16 protein-coding genes and 1 tRNA gene are annotated in these 15,869 nt (G+C 75.6%); 13 read left to right on the forward strand and 4 right to left on the reverse strand.

Translation table 11 applies throughout. The annotated features are described in order from the left end of the window. The first annotated feature begins 1 nt into the window (after position 1). The 8 genes from ACZ5GH_RS36905 to ACZ5GH_RS36940 all read left to right on the forward strand — a co-directional run bounded on the left by ACZ5GH_RS36905 (position 2) and on the right by ACZ5GH_RS36940 (position 7,714). On the forward strand, positions 2-1,258 hold the full coding sequence (locus ACZ5GH_RS36905; protein ID WP_464336571.1) for an alpha/beta hydrolase: 1,257 nt from the start codon (positions 2-4) through the stop codon (positions 1,256-1,258). A 65-nt stretch (positions 1,259-1,323) separates the two neighbouring features. Beyond that, on the forward strand, positions 1,324-2,010 hold the full coding sequence (locus tag ACZ5GH_RS36910; protein WP_464336572.1) for an aspartate/glutamate racemase family protein: 687 nt from the start codon (positions 1,324-1,326) through the stop codon (positions 2,008-2,010). Between the two features lie 353 nt (positions 2,011-2,363). Further along, positions 2,364-3,974 carry an SDR family oxidoreductase gene (locus ACZ5GH_RS36915; protein ID WP_464336573.1) on the forward strand — a complete coding sequence of 537 codons (1,611 nt, stop codon included), beginning with the start codon at positions 2,364-2,366 and terminating at the stop codon, positions 3,972-3,974. Between the two features lie 262 nt (positions 3,975-4,236). Continuing rightward, positions 4,237-4,455 (forward strand): ferredoxin, encoded by a 219-nt coding sequence (locus tag ACZ5GH_RS36920; protein WP_387754615.1) that lies wholly within the window; start codon positions 4,237-4,239, stop codon positions 4,453-4,455. A gap of 91 nt (positions 4,456-4,546) precedes the next feature. Then, positions 4,547-5,755 carry a cytochrome P450 gene (locus ACZ5GH_RS36925; protein WP_464336574.1) on the forward strand — a complete coding sequence of 403 codons (1,209 nt, stop codon included), beginning with the start codon at positions 4,547-4,549 and terminating at the stop codon, positions 5,753-5,755. 230 nt (positions 5,756-5,985) lie between these two features. Next, positions 5,986-6,768: a protein kinase domain-containing protein gene (locus ACZ5GH_RS36930; protein WP_387754621.1), complete on the forward strand. Its 783-nt coding sequence runs from the start codon at positions 5,986-5,988 to the stop codon at positions 6,766-6,768. A 100-nt stretch (positions 6,769-6,868) separates the two neighbouring features. Continuing rightward, positions 6,869-7,090 carry a hypothetical protein gene (locus tag ACZ5GH_RS36935; RefSeq protein WP_387754624.1) on the forward strand — a complete coding sequence of 74 codons (222 nt, stop codon included), beginning with the start codon at positions 6,869-6,871 and terminating at the stop codon, positions 7,088-7,090. A 150-nt stretch (positions 7,091-7,240) separates the two neighbouring features. Next, positions 7,241-7,714, forward strand: coding sequence for a hypothetical protein (locus ACZ5GH_RS36940; protein WP_387754626.1), 474 nt, complete (start codon positions 7,241-7,243; stop codon positions 7,712-7,714). A gap of 151 nt (positions 7,715-7,865) precedes the next feature. On the opposite strand, the gene guaD is transcribed toward ACZ5GH_RS36940, so the two are convergent. Beyond that, positions 7,866-9,368 (reverse strand): guanine deaminase, encoded by a 1,503-nt coding sequence (gene guaD, locus ACZ5GH_RS36945; protein WP_464336575.1) that lies wholly within the window; start codon positions 9,366-9,368, stop codon positions 7,866-7,868. A gap of 375 nt (positions 9,369-9,743) precedes the next feature. On the opposite strand from guaD, the gene ACZ5GH_RS36950 reads away from it, so the two are divergent. Then, positions 9,744-10,403, forward strand: coding sequence for a polysaccharide deacetylase family protein (locus ACZ5GH_RS36950; RefSeq protein WP_464336576.1), 660 nt, complete (start codon positions 9,744-9,746; stop codon positions 10,401-10,403). Between the two features lie 87 nt (positions 10,404-10,490). Here the strand turns inward: ACZ5GH_RS36950 and ACZ5GH_RS36955 are convergent, their stop codons facing one another. Continuing rightward, on the reverse strand, positions 10,491-11,324 hold the full coding sequence (locus tag ACZ5GH_RS36955) for a hypothetical protein (RefSeq protein WP_464336577.1): 834 nt from the start codon (positions 11,322-11,324) through the stop codon (positions 10,491-10,493). A 196-nt stretch (positions 11,325-11,520) separates the two neighbouring features. On the opposite strand from ACZ5GH_RS36955, the gene ACZ5GH_RS36960 reads away from it, so the two are divergent. From ACZ5GH_RS36960 to thpR, 4 genes are all read left to right on the forward strand, one after another. Further along, positions 11,521-11,591, forward strand: a tRNA-Cys gene (locus ACZ5GH_RS36960). 155 nt (positions 11,592-11,746) lie between these two features. After that, positions 11,747-12,904, forward strand: a complete 1,158-nt coding sequence (locus tag ACZ5GH_RS36965; RefSeq protein ID WP_464336578.1) for a toll/interleukin-1 receptor domain-containing protein — start codon at positions 11,747-11,749, stop codon at positions 12,902-12,904. A 203-nt stretch (positions 12,905-13,107) separates the two neighbouring features. Continuing rightward, positions 13,108-14,088 (forward strand): endonuclease/exonuclease/phosphatase family protein, encoded by a 981-nt coding sequence (locus tag ACZ5GH_RS36970; RefSeq protein WP_464336579.1) that lies wholly within the window; start codon positions 13,108-13,110, stop codon positions 14,086-14,088. A gap of 75 nt (positions 14,089-14,163) precedes the next feature. Further along, entirely contained in the window at positions 14,164-14,790 is a 627-nt protein-coding gene (gene thpR / locus ACZ5GH_RS36975; protein WP_464336580.1) for an RNA 2',3'-cyclic phosphodiesterase, read from the forward strand. A gap of 38 nt (positions 14,791-14,828) precedes the next feature. Here thpR and ACZ5GH_RS36980 read toward each other — a convergent pair whose 3' ends face one another. Further along, complete coding sequence (locus ACZ5GH_RS36980) at positions 14,829-15,527, reverse strand: restriction endonuclease (protein WP_464336581.1); 699 nt, start codon at positions 15,525-15,527, stop codon at positions 14,829-14,831. Positions 15,528-15,611: 84 nt separating this feature from the next. Further along, positions 15,612-15,812, reverse strand: coding sequence for a hypothetical protein (locus ACZ5GH_RS36985; protein WP_387754648.1), 201 nt, complete (start codon positions 15,810-15,812; stop codon positions 15,612-15,614). Positions 15,813-15,869: the final 57 nt, after the last annotated feature.

Genomic DNA, 15,869 nt, shown 5'->3' on the forward strand with positions numbered 1-15,869 from the left:
CATGACCATCCGTTCGACCGGCCAGAGCTGGGCCCTGGACATCGCCCTCGCCCAGGGCGGCTTCGACGCGCTGCACCCCGAGGCCGTCGGGACCATGGAGCAGCTGGGCCACGACCACACCGACTTCGCCAAGGTCTTCGCGCTGGTCAGGAGCGGCGCGATGCTGCCCAAGGCGTGGGCGACGGTGGCCGGCCAGGCCGAGGAGCGCGCCGCCCACCACGAGCGCGGCGGGTTCGCGCAGACCGCCGCCGACCTCTACCTCCGGGCCGCGGTGATGTGGGGCCGGGCGCAGTACTCGCTGTTCGACGCGGCCGACCCGCGCAAGGCCGCCATGCGCGAGCGCGCCAACCACTGCGTGGAGCGCCTGGGCGCGCTGCGCGGGGGCCGGGTGCGGCGGGTGGAGCTGGACTTCGAGGGCTCGCGGATCCACGCCCTGCTGCACCTGCCGGCCGGCCGGGTCGAGAACGCGCCGGCCGTCATCCTCGGCCCCGGGATGGACATGATCAAGGAGGACTACATCTGGGCGGCCGAGCGCTACTACACCTCGCGCGGGATGGTCGCGCTGTCCATCGAGGGGCCGGGCCAGGGCGAGAGCCGCGCCGGCGGGCTGACCGTCGACCTCGCCAACTACGAGCGGGCGATCGGCCGTTACCTCGACCACCTGGCCGCGCTCCCGGAGGTCGACGCCGACCGGATCGGCATGTTCGGCATCTCGATGAGCGGCTACTGGGGCTCCAGGGCGGCCGCCACCGACCGCCGCCTGGCCGCCCTCGCCGCCTTCGAGGCCGTCACCGGCGACTTCGCGACCATCTTCGAGCGCGCCCAGCCGACCTTCAAGAACAACTACATGTACATGGCCGGGTACACCGACGAGGACGCCTTCGACCGCGACCTCGCCCAGCGGATGCCCCTGGGCGACCTGGTCGCCGACATCGCCTGCCCGGTGCTGTACGGGATCGGCGAGTTCGACGAGCTCACCGACCTCGGCCAGGCCCTGGAGAGCTTCGAGCGCATCCGGGCGCCGAAGGAACTGCGGGTCTACGAGGACGAGTTCCACCCGCTCGGGGGAGTAGCGGCCGAGGCCTTCCGGTTCGGGGCGGAGTGGCTGGAGCGGGCCCTGGCCGGAGAGTTCGCCGAGCCCGGACGGGACGTGCGCCACCACGTCCACCGCGACGGCCGCACCACCGACGGCAGCGCCGACCCCACCTGGTGGCTCGGCGCCGCCCCCACCCGGCTCACCGAGGCCCGCCGCCGCTGAGCCCGTCCTCCCCGGCCCTCCCCGGCCGGGCGGGCCGGTCCGCCGCGGTCGCTAGCATCGCGCGCATGCTGGCACTGCTCCACACCTCGCCCGTCCACGTCCCGGTCTTCGACGCGCTCCGCGACCGCGAGCACCCCGGCCTGCCCCTGCGCCACCTCGTCCGCGAGGACCTGCTGGCCACGGCCCTGGCCGACGGGCCCGACGCCGTCGCGGAGCACATCGACCGCCTCCTCGCCGCCGCCGTCGCCGCCGGGGCCGCGGCCGTGCTGTGCACCTGCTCGACGATCGGGGCGGTCGCGGAGGCCGGGGCCCCGGCGGCGGGCGTGCCCGTGCTGCGCGTCGACCGGCCGATGGCGGCCGCCGCCGTCGCCGTGGCACCCGCGGCGGGCCGGACGGCGACCCGCGTCACGGTGGTCGCCGCCCTGGCCGGCACCGTGCGCCCGACGGCGGCCCTCGTCGAGGACGAGGCCGTACGGGCCGCCCGCCCGGTCACCCTGACCACCGTCGTGGTCGACGGCGCCTGGGAACGCTTCGAGGCCGGCGACCGGGACGGCTACCTGGCCGCGGTCGCCACCGCCGTCGAGGCCGTCGACGACGCGGACGTCGTCGTCCTCGCCCAGGCCTCCATGGCGGCCGCCGCGAACCGGGCCACCACCGCCGTACCCGTCCTCTCCAGCCCGGGCCCGGGACTGCGCGCCGCCGCTGCCGCCTGCCGCCCCGAAGCCCGGACACCCCGCCCACGGACCGCGTGACGCCGTCGCCCGCACGGTGGCCGACGACCTGGACACGGCCCTCGACAGGCTCTCGAAGGGACGCCTGATCGCCGGCTCCGGCACGGCGTCCGGGGTGCCGGCGGCGGTGCGGACGGGGCGCTCCGTCGCCTACCTGGCGCCGGGAGCGGTGGCCGGTGCGGCCATCCGGTCGAACGCGCCGGGAACGGGCCGCGACCTGTTGGAGAGCATCGCCCTGCCGGACCTGCGGGCCGCCGCCGCCCGGGACCGGCTGCACGCCCTACCGGGCCCGGCCGGAGGCGCCTCCTGCGCTGGTGCGGCCGACCGCACCGCTGCGGGTGCGGGCCGGGTCCGGGACGGGGACCATCGTGGCGATGGCCGACCGCCCTCCGGGAGCCGCCGTGACCGATGCCGCAGACCCCGCTCCTCCTGGCGCGCCGCGCTGCCTGGTCACCGGGGCCACCGGGTACATCGGCGGCCGGCTGGTGCCGGAGCTGCTGGCCGCCGGGTACGGCGTCCGGTGCCTGGTCCGGGATCCGGACCGGTTGCGGGACCACCCCTGGCGCGGGCGGGTGGAGGCCGCCGCCGGGGACGTCACCCGTCCGGAGAGCCTGGACGGCGCGTTCAGCGGGATCGACGTCGCCTACTACCTGGTGCACGCGCTCGGCACGGGCTCCGGCTTCGAGGCCACCGACCGGGCCGCCGCCGCGGCCTTCGGGCGGGCGGCGGCCCGGGCCGGGGTGCGGCGCATCGTCTACCTGGGCGGGCTCGCGCCCGCCGGGGTGCCGGCCGGGCGGCTCTCCCCGCACCTGCGGTCGCGGGTCGAGGTCGGACGGGTGCTGCGCGACAGCGGCGTGCCGACCGCCGAACTGCGGGCCGCCGTGATCATCGGCTCGGGGTCGGCCTCCTTCGAGATGCTCCGGTACCTCACCGAGCGCCTGCCGGTGATGGTCACCCCGCGCTGGGTGGAGACCCGGATCCAGCCGATCGCCGTCCGGGACGTGCTGCGGCTGCTGGTCGGGGCCGCCGGCCTGCCGCCCGAGGTGAACCGGGCCTTCGACATCGGCGGTCCGGAGGTGCTGACCTACCGGCGGATGATGGAGCGCTACGCGGCGGTGGCCGGGCTGCCGCGTCGGCTGATCGTCGCCGTCCCCGTCCTCACCCCGCGGCTCTCCAGCCTCTGGGTCGGCCTGGTGACGCCGGTCCCGGGGTCGATCGCCCGGCCGCTCGTGGAGTCGCTGCGGTACGAGGTGGTCCGCGGCGAGCACGACCTCGACCGGTACCTGCCGCAGCCCCCGGGCGGCGGCATCGGCTTCGACGCGGCGGTCGGGCTCGCGCTGCGGCGGATCCGGGACGCGGACGTCGCCACCCGCTGGTCCTCCGCCTCCGTGCCCGGCGCCCCGAGCGACCCGCTGCCGACCGACCCGGACTGGGCCGGCGGAAGCCTCTACCAGGACGTCCGGGAGCTGCGGGTGGACACCGACCCGGCGGCGCTGTGGAGGGTCGTGGAGGGGATCGGCGGGGAGAACGGCTGGTACTCCTTCCCGCTCGGCTGGGCCGTGCGCGGCTGGCTGGACCGGCTGGTCGGCGGGGTGGGGCTGCGCCGGGGGCGGCGGGACCAGGCGCGGCTGCGGGTCGGCGAGTCGCTCGACTTCTGGCGGGTGGAGGAGATCGAACCGGGGCGGCTGCTGCGGCTGCGCGCGGAGATGCGGCTGCCCGGGCCGGCCTGGCTGGAGCTCTCGGTCACGCCGGACGGCGCGGGCGGGAGCCGCTACCGCCAGCGGGCGCTGTTCCACCCGCGCGGGCTCGCCGGGCACGCCTACTGGTGGGCGGTGGCGCCGTTCCACGCCGCGGTCTTCGGCGGGATGGCGCGGCGGATCACCGAGCAGGCGGCGCGCGAACCCCGGGACCCCCGGGACCCCCGGGACCCCCGGGACCCCCGGGACCCCCGGGACCCCCGGGACCCCCGGGACGGCCGGGCCTGACCGGCGGCCGGGCAGGGGAGAAGGCCACCGCCGAAGGCTCGTGAGGCCGTCCACCCGGCCGGGCCCGCCGACCCCGTCCGGCGAAGTGCCGCGGGTTCAACGCACCGCACCACAACGGGGGTTCACACACAGGCGCCGAACCGGCCATTCTCGATCCGGCCACCGTACCCCTCCGTCAACGGACCGGCGACGGCTAGGTTGACCGTGACGACGAGAGGCGGCCGCCGGGCAGCCGGCATCGCCCTGGCGAAAGGTGCCCGACATGCAGGTGAGCGTCGACCGCGACCGTTGCTGCAGCTCCGGCATGTGCGTGGTGAACGCCCCCGCGGTCTTCGACCAGGACAGCCGGGACAGTCTCGTGACGCTGCGTCAGACAACGGTGCCGCCGGAGCAGTTCGACGACGTCAGGCTCGCCTCCGAGCTCTGCCCGGGCCGGGCGATCACCGTCACCGGGGACGAGCCCGCGCGGACCGGGGCCTGACGGACCCCCGCCGCCGGCCCCGCAGGCCGCCGGAGACCTTCCCGGGCCCCGAACCCCACGGGAACACCCGCGACGTGAGGAGACCCCCGCCTTGACCACCGCACCCACCACCACCCCCGTCCTCCCACTGCCGGCCCGGCACTCCGGCGGCTGCCCGTTCGGCCCGCCGCCCGCGTACTCCCAGGCCGCCGCCACCGGGCCGGTGACCAGGGCCGAGCTGCCCGACGGCGACCTCTGCTGGCTGGTCACCGGCTTCGCCGAGGTCCGCACCGTGCTGTCCGACCGCCGGTTCAGTGCCGACATACGCCACCCGGCCTTCCCGCTGCTGGTCGCCGGCGCCCGCGAGCTGATCACCGACAATCCGGACTTCCTGCGTCTCGACGACCCCGAGCACGCCCGCCAGCGCCGCATGCTCACCGGGGAATTCCTGGTCAAGCGGGTGGAGGCGCTGCGCCCGGAGATCCAGCGGATCGTGGACGGGGCACTGGACCGGATGACCGCGGGCCGGACCACGGCCGACCTGGTCACCGACTTCGCGCTGCCGGTGCCCTCGCTGGTGATCTGCCTGCTGCTCGGCGTGCCCTACGAGGACCACGACCGCTTCCAGAGCCTGAGCCGCACGATGCTCAACCAGGAGAGCACCGTGGAACAGCTCCGGGACGCCCAGGAGGAGGTCAGGGACTACCTGCGCGACCTGACCACCCGCAAGCGCGCACAGCCGCAGGACGACGTCCTCAGCCGACTCGCGGCGCGGGACGACCTGACCCCGGACGACGCGGCCGGCATGGGCGTGCTGCTGCTGATCGCCGGGCACGAGACGACCGCGAACATGATCTCGCTGTCGACCGCGCTGCTGCTGGAGCACCCCGAGCAGATCCCCGCCCTGGCCGACCCGGCCACCCTGCCGGGCGCGGTGGAGGAACTGTTGCGGCTGCTGACCATCGTGCACACCGGCCTGCCCCGGGTGGCGCTGGAGGACGTGGAGCTGGGCGGCGTCACCGTCCGGGCCGGGCAGGGTGTGATGGCGATGCTCTCCACCGCCAACCGGGACGAGGCGGTGTTCGGCGGCGCCGGCCGTCGGGCGACGGACGAGCTGGACCTGGACCGGGACGCCCGGCGGCACCTGGCGTTCGGCTTCGGCGTGCACCAGTGCCTGGGCCAGCCGCTGGCCCGCGCCGAACTCCGGATCGCCCTGGAGACGCTGTTCCGCCGGCTGCCGGGACTGCGACCGGCCGGCGAGCGCGAGTTCCGTACCGAGTCGTTCATCTACGGGATGCGCTCACTGCCCGTGACCTGGTGAGCGGGGCCCGATGGAGAACTCCCGTTCTCCGGGCCCGAACCGCGGACGACAGTCACATGGTCGCGCGGACAGCTCCCAGTCGGCCGGCCCCTCCCGGCAGACCGTCCCGGCGCGGGGACGCCACCGCGGTCGGCCGGAGCCGTCCCGCGGGGCCACCCGGTGCGGCACACTGATCGCCGAGGCCGTCGCACGGATTCCCGGGCGGCCGGGGCCGAGGGGACGGGGGCGGCATGGAGACCGGCAGCGTGGTCGGCGGGCGGTACCGGATCGGGCCCGGCGGAGCGGGGGAGGTCCGGTTCGGGCAGGACACCGGGTCCGGGCGGCCGGTGGCGGTGAAGACGCCGGCCCGGGCACCGGGCCCGGCCGTCCGGCTGCGGCACCCGGGGATCGTCACGGTGCTCGACGTGGGAGAGCACGAGGGCAGGCCGTTCCTCGCCATGGAGCTGCTCGACGGGCACACACTGGACGACCACCTGCTGGACGGCTGGTTCCGGCCGGCCGAGGTCGCCGACGTCGGCGCCCAGGTCGCCCAGGCCCTGCTGGTCGCGCACCGGGCCGGGATGACGCACGGCGGGATCGAGCCCGCCCGACTGCTGCTCACCCCGAACGGGACCGTGAAGGTCCTCGGCTTCGGCACGGCCGCCCCGGCGCCCGGGTCCGACCTGTCCGCGCTCGGCGACACCCTGCACGAGCTGCTCGGACACCCCGGCCCGCCCGGCCCGCCGGGCGAGCTCGGCGCGCTGGTGTCCCAGCTGCGGGACGCGCCGTCCGCACAGGACCCGCAGCGGACCGAGGAGTTCGCCCTCCGGCTGCGCCGACTGGCGGAGGAGCTGGCCGCGACGGAGCCGGCGGAATCGGGGGAGCCGGTGGAGCGGCCACGGCGGCCGACCGCGGCCCGGCCGTTCCGGATCCACCGGCGGCCGGAGCGGCTGCCGCTGGCGCGGGCGCTGGCCGTGGTGATCGGGGCCGGGCTGGTCGCGGTGACGGCGTACGCGATCGCGGTGACCCTCTGACGGGATGACGACCCGGCTCGCGGGCGCCGAACCCGACCCGCAGGGGCGCCGTCCGGCTCCCCACAGCGCGCCCCGGCGCACCCGACACCTGGAACGGAACATGCGGAAGAGACGTAATCCCTGGGCACTCGCCTACCTCCTGGCGGGGCTCCTGCTCCTGCTGGTCGCCGTCGCGGTAGCGGCCACCGCCGCCAGGGCCGACGACCTCGTCCCCATCGTCCTGACCGGCGTGCCGGGCCTGGTGCTGACGGTCCGTGCCCCGATGTACGGCGTCTCCTTCGGGGGCGCCGGGGGAGGGGTGAAGGCGACCGCCTTCCCGTAGTCGCGGTAGGTGAAGTCGCAGGGCTCCGTGCACCGGGTGCGGGGCGCCGTCTTTTTTGAGTACCCGTACTCAGGCGGTGCTGTGGGTGCCGGATGAGACTGTGGAGGTCAGCCGGGACTCCTGGGCCCGGCACCACGAAGGGGGAGAAGGATGAGGCGTGCGGGTTTCGCCGGGGCGGCCGCGGCAGCGGTCGCGGCGGTGGCGGCGATCGCGGTGACGACGGCGGCCCCGGCGGTCGCCGGGGAGAGCGGGGCGCTCGGACAGGGAGTGCCGGGGACGGGCGAGATCCTGCCGTACCCGGGGCCGGAGGGGCTGATCTGGATCCCGGACTGGATCGGCGACGGTGGCGCGGTCACCGGCGGCGCCTACGCGGCCGGTCCGCCCGTCACCGTCACGGTGGGCTGCCAGGGCGGCAGCGGCGGTGCGGGTGAGGTGCGGGTCACCTTCACGCCGTACTACGGCGACCCCACCCCGGTGGAGTTCACCGTGCCCTGCCCGGCCGAGGCCGTCGGCACGGGCTCGGCGGTGGTGACGGCCGAGCAGGGCCGGTCCTTCCACGTCGGGGTGGCCGCCTCGGCCGCCGACGTGCACTGGGGCCTGACGGTCACCCAGCCGGACGCCTGACCACCCGGGGGCGGGGCGGGATCGTCTTCCCCTCACGGGAACGCGCTCCCGCCCCGCCCGTCCGGCCCGCCCAACCGCCCGGCGCGTCACAGGATTTCGATGGACCGGCCTCCCCTTCGCGCCGCCCCCAGCCCCGCCGCCCGGTCGGGCTTCACGACGCTCCCCGGCACCCCCACCGGTGCGGCCGCAGCGCGGGCTCGCCGAGGACGTAGGTCTGTGTGACGGCGCGGTCGTCGCCGAGGGTGGCCAGGGCGAAGAGGCGTTCGCGGAAGTCCCGGGCCACCTCGGTGCGGCGTCTCAGGAGCGGGGTGGCGGCCCAGTCGAGGACGACGAAGTCGGCCTCCCGGCCGGGCCGGAAGCTGCCGATGTGCTGGTCGAGGCGCAGCGCGCGGGCGCCGCCGAGCGTGGCCAGGTAGAAGCCGCGCAGCGCGGTGAGGGTCTTGCGGTCCTGCTCCGGGACGGAGTGGGGATAGGTGTTGGCCAGGGCGACGACCTTGTAGGCCTCGTTCATGGTCTGGAGCATCGAGTAGCTGGTGCCCCCGCCCACATCGGTGCCGAGCGCGACCCGGACACCGGCGCGGGCGGCGCCGTCCAGGTCGAACAGGCCGCTGCCGAGGAAGAGGTTCGAGGTGGGGTTGAACGCGGCGCCGGCCCCGGCGTCGGCGAGCAGGGCGCGGTCCGCGTCGTCGATCCACACCGAGTGTCCCCACATGCTGCGGGGCCCCACCAGGCCGCACCTGTCGTAGACGTCGAGGTAGGAGCGCGGGTCCAGGGAGTCGCGGAACTTCTCCAGCACCGCCCGCACCTCGTCGCGGTTCTCGGCGAGGTGGGACTGCACCCACAGCGGCCGGTCGGTGTGCCGGGACTCCTGGTAGAGGCGGCCGGCCATCCGGAGCGCCTCCAGGGTGGAGGTCAGCGCGAACCGCGGGGAGACGGCGTAGCGCAGCCGCCCGGTGTGGTGCCACCGGTCGATGAGCCCGCGGCAGTCCTCCTCGGCCTGTTCGACGGACCCGTCGAGGTACTCCTCGGGCACCGTGCCGCCGTTGTCGTCGTCCATCAGTAGCTTGCCGGAGACCATGCGCAGCTTGCGCAGGTGCGCCTCGGCGAAGAAGGCGTCGGTGGCGTGCGGGTGGGTGGTGGTGTAGACGCACGCGGTGGTGGTGCCGGACTCCAGGAGCCGGTCGAAGAAGAACGAGGTGGCGGCCCGGGCGTACTCCCGGTCGGCGAACCGCATCTCCGACGGGTACATGTAGTCCCGCAGCCACGGCAGGAGTTGACCGCCCGGGCTGGCGACGGAGTCCACCTGGCCGGAGTGGATGTGCGGGTCGACGAAGCCCGGTACGAGCAGGTGGCCGCGGTGGTCGACGACCCGCCCGTGGTCGACGAACTCCCGCGGGCACTCGCGGTGGTGGCCGGCCCAGACCACCAGGCCGTCGCGCACCACCAACGCCCCCGGATCGAACAGGTGGTAGGCCCGGGGGTCGTCCTGGCCCTCGCCGTCCGGCATCCACGGATCGTCCGAGAAGTGCAGGACCGTCCCCAGGAACACCGTCACCCGCCGGCCGCGGCCGGTCCCCGCATCCGGGCCCGCACCGTCGTCCGCCGCGGTTTCCGCCGGCTCGCCGGGGCGTCCGGCCCCCTCGTCGCTGTCCATGTCCGTCTTCCTCGGACTGCCGGGTGGCGCGCCTTGAGCCGGCCACCGGGAAATCGCGGCAAAAGCCATCCCAACGGTTCACGCCCACCGTACCCCGCCGGACCGGACCGGACGTCACGGTCCGCCGGAACGGGCGGCGGGCCTTCGCGGGCGGCTCCCGCTCCGGCATCCGGGTGAAATGGCGCGGCATCGCCCGGCGCGAACGGAAGCCGGGTCCGGCGCTGCCAGAATGCAATTTCCTCGAGGTCCACCTGCACAGGCGGTGCCACCGGACAGCTGGAGCGGAACATGCGAATCATTCGGCCACGCAACAGTCCGGAAAAGGCGCCCGGCACAGGCGCGGGATGCTTCCCGTGGACGCTCATGTACCACTCGGTGGCGTCGACGACCGAGGACCCCTATCTGATCACCGTCGATCCCGCGCGGTTCCGCCGCCAACTGCGCTGGCTGGCCACCCGCGGGCTGCGCGGGGTGTCGGTGGGTGCCCTGATGCGCTCCCACCGGGAGGGCGCCGCGGCGGGCCTGGTGGGCCTCAGCTTCGACGACGGGTACCGCGACTTCGTGGAGGAGGCCATGCCCGCGCTCGCGGAGTACGGCTACACCGCGACGGTCTACGTGGTGGCCGACCGGCTGGGCGGCTACAACGACTGGGACCGCCAGGGCCCGCGCAAGCCGCTGATGACGGCGCGCCAGGTCCGGGAGGCCGCCGCCGCCGGGGTGGAGATCGGCTCGCACGGGCTGACGCACCGGCGGCTGGCGGGCCTGGACGCGCGGGACCTCGCGGCCCAGGTCGCCGACAGCCGCCACCTGCTGGAGGACCTGACCGGCCGGGCGGTCGGGGGGTTCTGCTACCCGTACGGCTCGCTCGACGCCGCCGCGGTGGAGGCGGTGGCGCGGGCCGGCTACGCGTACGGGTGCGCGGTCAGCCCCGGCGCTCACGGCGGCGTGTACGCGCTTCCCCGCTGCTACGTCGGCGACCGGGACGGGCCGCTGCACCTGACCGCGAAGCTGGTGCGCGACCGCTGGCGGCGCTGACGCCGCCCCGACGCCGACGACGCCCCGAAGCCCCGTCACCCCGAAGCCTCGTCACCCCGACGCCGCCCCGACGTCGCCGCCGGCCGCTCAGCGGACGGCGGCGGGTTCCACCGCGGGCTCCACCGCGGTTTCCAGGCGCAGCCAGGACTCGTGCCACAGCAGGGCGCAGCGGCGGTCGCAGCCGGTGGCGAGCGGTTCGCCGCCGCAGCGCAGGCCGTGGAGGATGAACCAGCGCCCCCCGGTGGGGTGCTGCCACCAGGCGAGGGACCGGTGGCGCAGCTCGGTGACGCCGTGACGGGTGCCGGCGTGGCGCTCCATCCCCGGCTGGAAGGGGACGCCGTGCAGGCGCCCGTCCGGGCCGAGGGTCGCGTGGATCTCCGCGAGGCTGCGCACCGTCGCCCACCGGGCGGCGGGCCGGGCGGCGGGCACCGGCGCGGGGGAGGGCTCCAGCCACTCGTCGCGGAACAGCAGCGCGCAGTCCATCCCGCAGCCCTGGGTCCCGTCGGCGCCGTGGCAGGTGGCACCGGCCAGCGCGACGGTGCCCGACAGGCGCCGCACGCGGTAGTGGTCGTCGATCATCCGGCGCACGACGCGGTCGACCTGGTAGACGCCGCCGCAGAACGACCACTGGCTGCGGGTGAACCACAGGCCGCGGAGGCGGTCCGCGGCGTCGAGGGTGCCGCGCACCGCGGCCTCGTCCTTCACCCGGACCCAGTCCCCCTCGGCGAAGCGGGAGGGCCGGCCGGGCGCCGGGATGTCGGCGCGGCGCTCCCGCAGGCCCTCGCGGGCGATCCGGGCGCGGCGCAGGACACCGAGCGGGGGAAGGTCGCGCAGGGGCAGGCTCTTGTACTGGCACCGGTTCGCGGTGGTTTCGCAGCGCGGCCCCGCGGTCCGGGTGAACCGTGATTCCTCGACGGTCATCGGTGAAATCCCATCGGGTCGGAGATATCGGCACAGGCTAGCGCACCCCTCCTTTCCCCGGACCGGCTCCCGAGCCCTTTCGGAGCCATGTCGAGAGAAATAGCACTAAACGCATTAAGGGCCTTCCGGAGTGAAGAACCGTCGTTTTCCGAAGGGCCCGGGTTCTGTGGGCGGGTAATGTTTCCACCGTCGCCGAGGTGGAGTGGCCGAGTGGCGAGGCGGCGGCCTGCAGGGCCGTTCAGACGGGTTCGATTCCTGTCTCCACCTGCTCTCCCGTTCCTTCCGGCCCCCGGCCCGGCGGTACGCCGGCCCCGGACCGACCGTCCCGGACCGGCCTGTCCGGACCGGGCCGAACTGCCGTGCCCCGGTGCTATGTTCACGGTGTCCGTCCCGCATCCGCAGGAACCTCGGGGGGGTCGCCCATGACCGACGCCGACCGTGACACCGACCGCGACGGCGAGCAGGCCACCCGGGCCCTGCTCGCCGAATACGCCGCCGGGACCCGCGAATTCGACGGCCGGACGTTCACCGGCCTGCGGCTCGGCCGGCAGAACCTCGGCGACGCCGTCTTCACCGACTGCGAGTTCGACGACTGCGTCCTCGCCATGGGCACCTTCGACCGCTGCGAGTTCCGGGGCTGCCGGCTGCGCCGCATCAACGCCATCGGGGCCGGCTTCATCCAGGCCCGGTTCCTGCACTGCGACGTCGAACAGGCGGCCTTCCGCGGCGCCGACTTCTTCAAAGCCACCTTCCGCGGCGGGTCGTTCGGCGGCGACTACCGCGAGGCCTTCCTCGTCCAGGCCATCTTCGACGAGGTCGTCCTCCGCGGCGCCCGCTTCGACGACGCCCACTTCGGGTTCAACGTCTTCGCCGCCACCGAGCTCGTCGCCACCACCCTGGACCCGGTGGTCGTCCACGGGCTCTGCCGGATCGACGAGCGCACCATCGCCTCCTCCTTCATCCTCAACAGCCGGGCCCTGGACGTCGCCCGCGACCGGCTCGGGGACGACCGGGCCGTCCGGGAGCTGACCCGCGACCTCGCCGGCCTGGAACGGTTCCTCGTCCGCGCCGGGGCCGACCCGGCCTCCGTGCGCGCCTACCGCGACACCGCCCGCGGCGCCCGCGAGCCCGCCCGCCCCAGTGTCTTCATCAGCTACAGCTCGGCCGACGAGTCCTTCGCCGCCGAACTGCGCGACCAGCTGGAGGCCAACGGCGTGGACACCTGGTTCGCCCCGCACGACATCCGCGGCGGCCGGACGATCCTGGAGCAGGTCACCGAGGAGATCCAGCGGCGCGGACGGATGGTCCTCGTGCTGTCCGAGGCCAGCATGGCCAGCAACTGGGTGGCCACCGAGATCGGCCGGGCCGTACGGGCCGAACGGGAGAGCGGCACCCGCAAGCTCTTCCCGATCCGCATCGTCGCCCACGAGCGGCTGCTGCGCTGGGAACTGTTCGACGCCGACGCCGGCTACGACGTGGCCCGCGCCATCCGCGAGTACCACATCCCGGACTTCCGCGGCGACGGCCTCGCCCTGCCCCAGGCCGTCAGCCGCCTGGCCCGCGACCTGCGGGAGGGCTGAGGCCCCCCGGCCCGCGTCACCCCCGCCCCGCCCCCGGCCCGCGTCACCCCCGCCCCGCCCCCGGCCCCCCACCCCCGGCCCCGGCCCCGGCCCCGGCCCCGCCTCGGCCGGGGGCGCGCGGAACCGGGCCCGGGGCGCGCGCGTCCGTCCTTCACGACGGCGGCCGATGATCACCGCCGTCGGCCGCCCCTGGAAGGAGCACCGTGACGGACGGTACGTCGCAGCGCATGTCGCCCGCCCGCAGGGGCCGTTGGCGCCCGGCCGCACTGATCGGGTGCGGGGTGCTGCTGCTGGGCCCGGCCGTGCTCGCGGCGGTGCGACTGCTCGGGTGGGACGACGGCACGGTGTGGGCGCTGCCGATGGCCGGGCTGCCGTACGCGGCCCTGCTCAGCGTGCTGCTGCTGGCGGCGGTGGCGGTGCTGCGCGCCCGGTGGCTGACCGGGGCCGCGGCCGTCCTGGTGGTGCTGCAACTGTGGTGGCTGGTACCCCGGTTCGTCCCGGACGGGGCCGACGCCCCGGCCGACGCGCCCCGGCTGCGGGTGGCGACCAGCAACAACTTCATGGGGCAGGTCTCGCCGAAGTCCCTGGTCGACCTGGTGCGCGACCAGCGGATCGACGTGCTCGCGGTCGAGGAGCAGAGCGACTCCGCCGCCGACGCGCTGGACGCGGCCGGCATCCGCGCCCTGCTGCCGCACCGCGAGCGGCCGGCCGGCACCGACACCGCGCTCTACTCCCGGCTGCCCGTCGGCTCCGCCGCCGACCCGGCCTGGCCGACCACCAACCTGACCGTCGACGTCGGCGGCCGCCCGGTGCAACTGGTCGCCGTGCACACCTACTACCCGGTCGGCGACGCCCGCCGCTGGGCCGAGGGACTGCACGACCTGCGCGCCGCCGCGCCCGGGCGCAACCGCAACGCGGTCCTGCTCGGCGACTTCAACGCCACCCTCGACCACAAGCCGATGCGCGACCTGATCGGCACCGGCCTGACCGACACCCACGAGGAACTCGGCGCCGGCCTCCTGCCGACCTGGCCCCAGGACCACCCCGACTACCCCGTCCCGGCCGTGATCCAGATCGACCACGTCCTGCACGGGCCCGCGCTGACCGCCGTCGACGTCTCCGAGCACGCCCTGCCGCACAGCGACCACCGCGCCGTGGTGGCCGAACTCGCCGTCCTGCGCTGAACGCCGCCGTCCCGCGCTGAACGCCGCCGGCACCGGCTGAGCGCGGGCGGCCGCCCTCGGCTACCCTCCCCCCTCGTGGACGATCACCCCGAACCCTCGACCCTGCGCGTCTTCGTCGCCCTAGCTCCGCCCGACGACGCCAAGGACGAGCTGGCCCGGGCCCTGCAGCCCGCCTACGCCAGGTACCCGCGGCTGCGCTGGAACCGCATCGAGGACTGGCACATCACCCTCGCCTTCCTCGGTGAACTGCCGTCCACGGCGGTGCCGCCGCTGCGGGCGGCCCTGGCCGGGCGGGCCGCGTCGCAGCCCGCGCTGCGCCTGGGCCTGCGCGGCGGCGGCCACTTCGACCAGCGACTGCTGTGGAGCGGGATCGACGGGGACCTGGAGGGGCTGCACCTGCTCGCCGACGCCGTCCGCGCTTTGGTCCGGTCCTGCGGGATCGAGTTCAGGGAGCGGCCGCTGCACCCCCACCTGACGCTGGCCCGCTCCCGCCGCGACGACCCGGTCAGCGTGCCGCTGGCCGCGGCGGGGCTCACCGGGTTCGTCGGCCGGCCGTGGCGGACCGAACGGCTCCACCTCGTCGGCAGCAACATCGGCCGCGGCCCCGGGCCGATCCGCTACCGCGACATCGAGGCCTGGCCGTTCGCCGCCGCCGCCCGAACCGGCGACGACGGGGGCGGCGGAGCCCTCGCCGGGCGGTAGCCGACGGGCGAGGCCCCGCGCCCGATGCCGGGCCGCGGTCAGTTCCGCCGGCCGTCGCGGGGCGCGGGGACGCGGGGCAGGACGTTCCACAGGGGCCGGCTGCCGGCGGCCCAGCGGGCGAGCGCGGTGCGGTCGACGAGGTGCACCCCGTGCTCGGCGCCCCAGCGGTGGGCGTCGCGGGAGAAGCGGCCGTTGGTGACGACCACGGCGACGTGGGCGTGGTGGGAGCGCTGGTAGGTGCCGGCGAGCGCGTACAGGACGCCCACCCCCACCGGCCTGCCGCCCAACGGGTCCTGCTTGTGCTTGCACTGCACGGCCCAGCGCCGGCCCATCGGGTCCTCGGCGAGGACGTCCACGCTCTGGTCGTTCGCCCGCCCGACCTTGCGGGCGCGGCAGCCGTCGCGCTCGAACAGGTCGCGCACCGCGAACTCGAAAGCGTCCGGCTTCATGTGGTCGAGCCCGCCGGGACCGCTCAGGGCCAGCCGCAACCGGGCGGCGCGCAGCCGGTGCTCGCGCGCGGCGAGGACCCGGGCCCGGACGACGGCCGCGGCGGCGCCACCGGCGGCCAGGGCGCCGACGACGAGGACCCACCAGTTCGCCGCCAGCCACCGCAGCGCGGCGGCGACCGCGCTGAGGACCAGGAACGCCACCACGGCGTAGACGAACCAGCTGACGTCGTCACGCCGTCCGGCCCGACGCGGACGCGGGCGCCGCGCCGGAGGCCTGCGCCTAGCCATCCGCCGCTCCGGACCTCTGCATGTCGGTGTCCTTCCTTCGAGGGCTCTCGCCGCAGACGGGGTACGGGCGGGGCCGGGCGGGCGTCAGCGGGTGGCCTCGACGGCGACGCCGACGAGCTGAAGGACGGCGTGGCCCCAGGAGGTGGCGGCGATCAGGACACCGAAGGTGACGGCGGTGAAGACGGTGAACGCCTTGTCGACACGGCTGCGGGCCTCGGTACGGCGGCGGAGCCGGACGACGATGACGATCGCGAGGAACACCGTGGCGCTGATCGTGTACTGCACTGCCCACCCCCGGGTGCTGACCCTGTGTGAGGCCCCCGTCACCGGGAGCCCGCCGCA

This window comes from Kitasatospora sp. Xyl93 (assembly GCF_055383135.1).

What these genes read in the sequence shown, in the direction of transcription:
- ACZ5GH_RS36980 (WP_464336581.1), bottom strand. Translation starts at nt 15,527, where the DNA reads ATGGCTAGGCGCAGGCCTCCGGCGCGGCGCCCGCGTCCGCGTCGGGCC.
- ACZ5GH_RS36910 (WP_464336572.1), top strand. Translation starts at nt 1,324, where the DNA reads ATGCTGGCACTGCTCCACACCTCGCCCGTCCACGTCCCGGTCTTCGAC.
- ACZ5GH_RS36905 (WP_464336571.1), top strand. Translation starts at nt 2, where the DNA reads ATGACCATCCGTTCGACCGGCCAGAGCTGGGCCCTGGACATCGCCCTC.
- ACZ5GH_RS36955 (WP_464336577.1), bottom strand. Translation starts at nt 11,324, where the DNA reads ATGACCGTCGAGGAATCACGGTTCACCCGGACCGCGGGGCCGCGCTGC.
- ACZ5GH_RS36915 (WP_464336573.1), top strand. Translation starts at nt 2,364, where the DNA reads ATGGCCGACCGCCCTCCGGGAGCCGCCGTGACCGATGCCGCAGACCCC.
- ACZ5GH_RS36965 (WP_464336578.1), top strand. Translation starts at nt 11,747, where the DNA reads ATGACCGACGCCGACCGTGACACCGACCGCGACGGCGAGCAGGCCACC.
- ACZ5GH_RS36940 (WP_387754626.1), top strand. Translation starts at nt 7,241, where the DNA reads ATGAGGCGTGCGGGTTTCGCCGGGGCGGCCGCGGCAGCGGTCGCGGCG.
- ACZ5GH_RS36920 (WP_387754615.1), top strand. Translation starts at nt 4,237, where the DNA reads ATGCAGGTGAGCGTCGACCGCGACCGTTGCTGCAGCTCCGGCATGTGC.
- guaD (WP_464336575.1), bottom strand. Translation starts at nt 9,368, where the DNA reads ATGGACAGCGACGAGGGGGCCGGACGCCCCGGCGAGCCGGCGGAAACC.
- ACZ5GH_RS36935 (WP_387754624.1), top strand. Translation starts at nt 6,869, where the DNA reads ATGCGGAAGAGACGTAATCCCTGGGCACTCGCCTACCTCCTGGCGGGG.
- ACZ5GH_RS36930 (WP_387754621.1), top strand. Translation starts at nt 5,986, where the DNA reads ATGGAGACCGGCAGCGTGGTCGGCGGGCGGTACCGGATCGGGCCCGGC.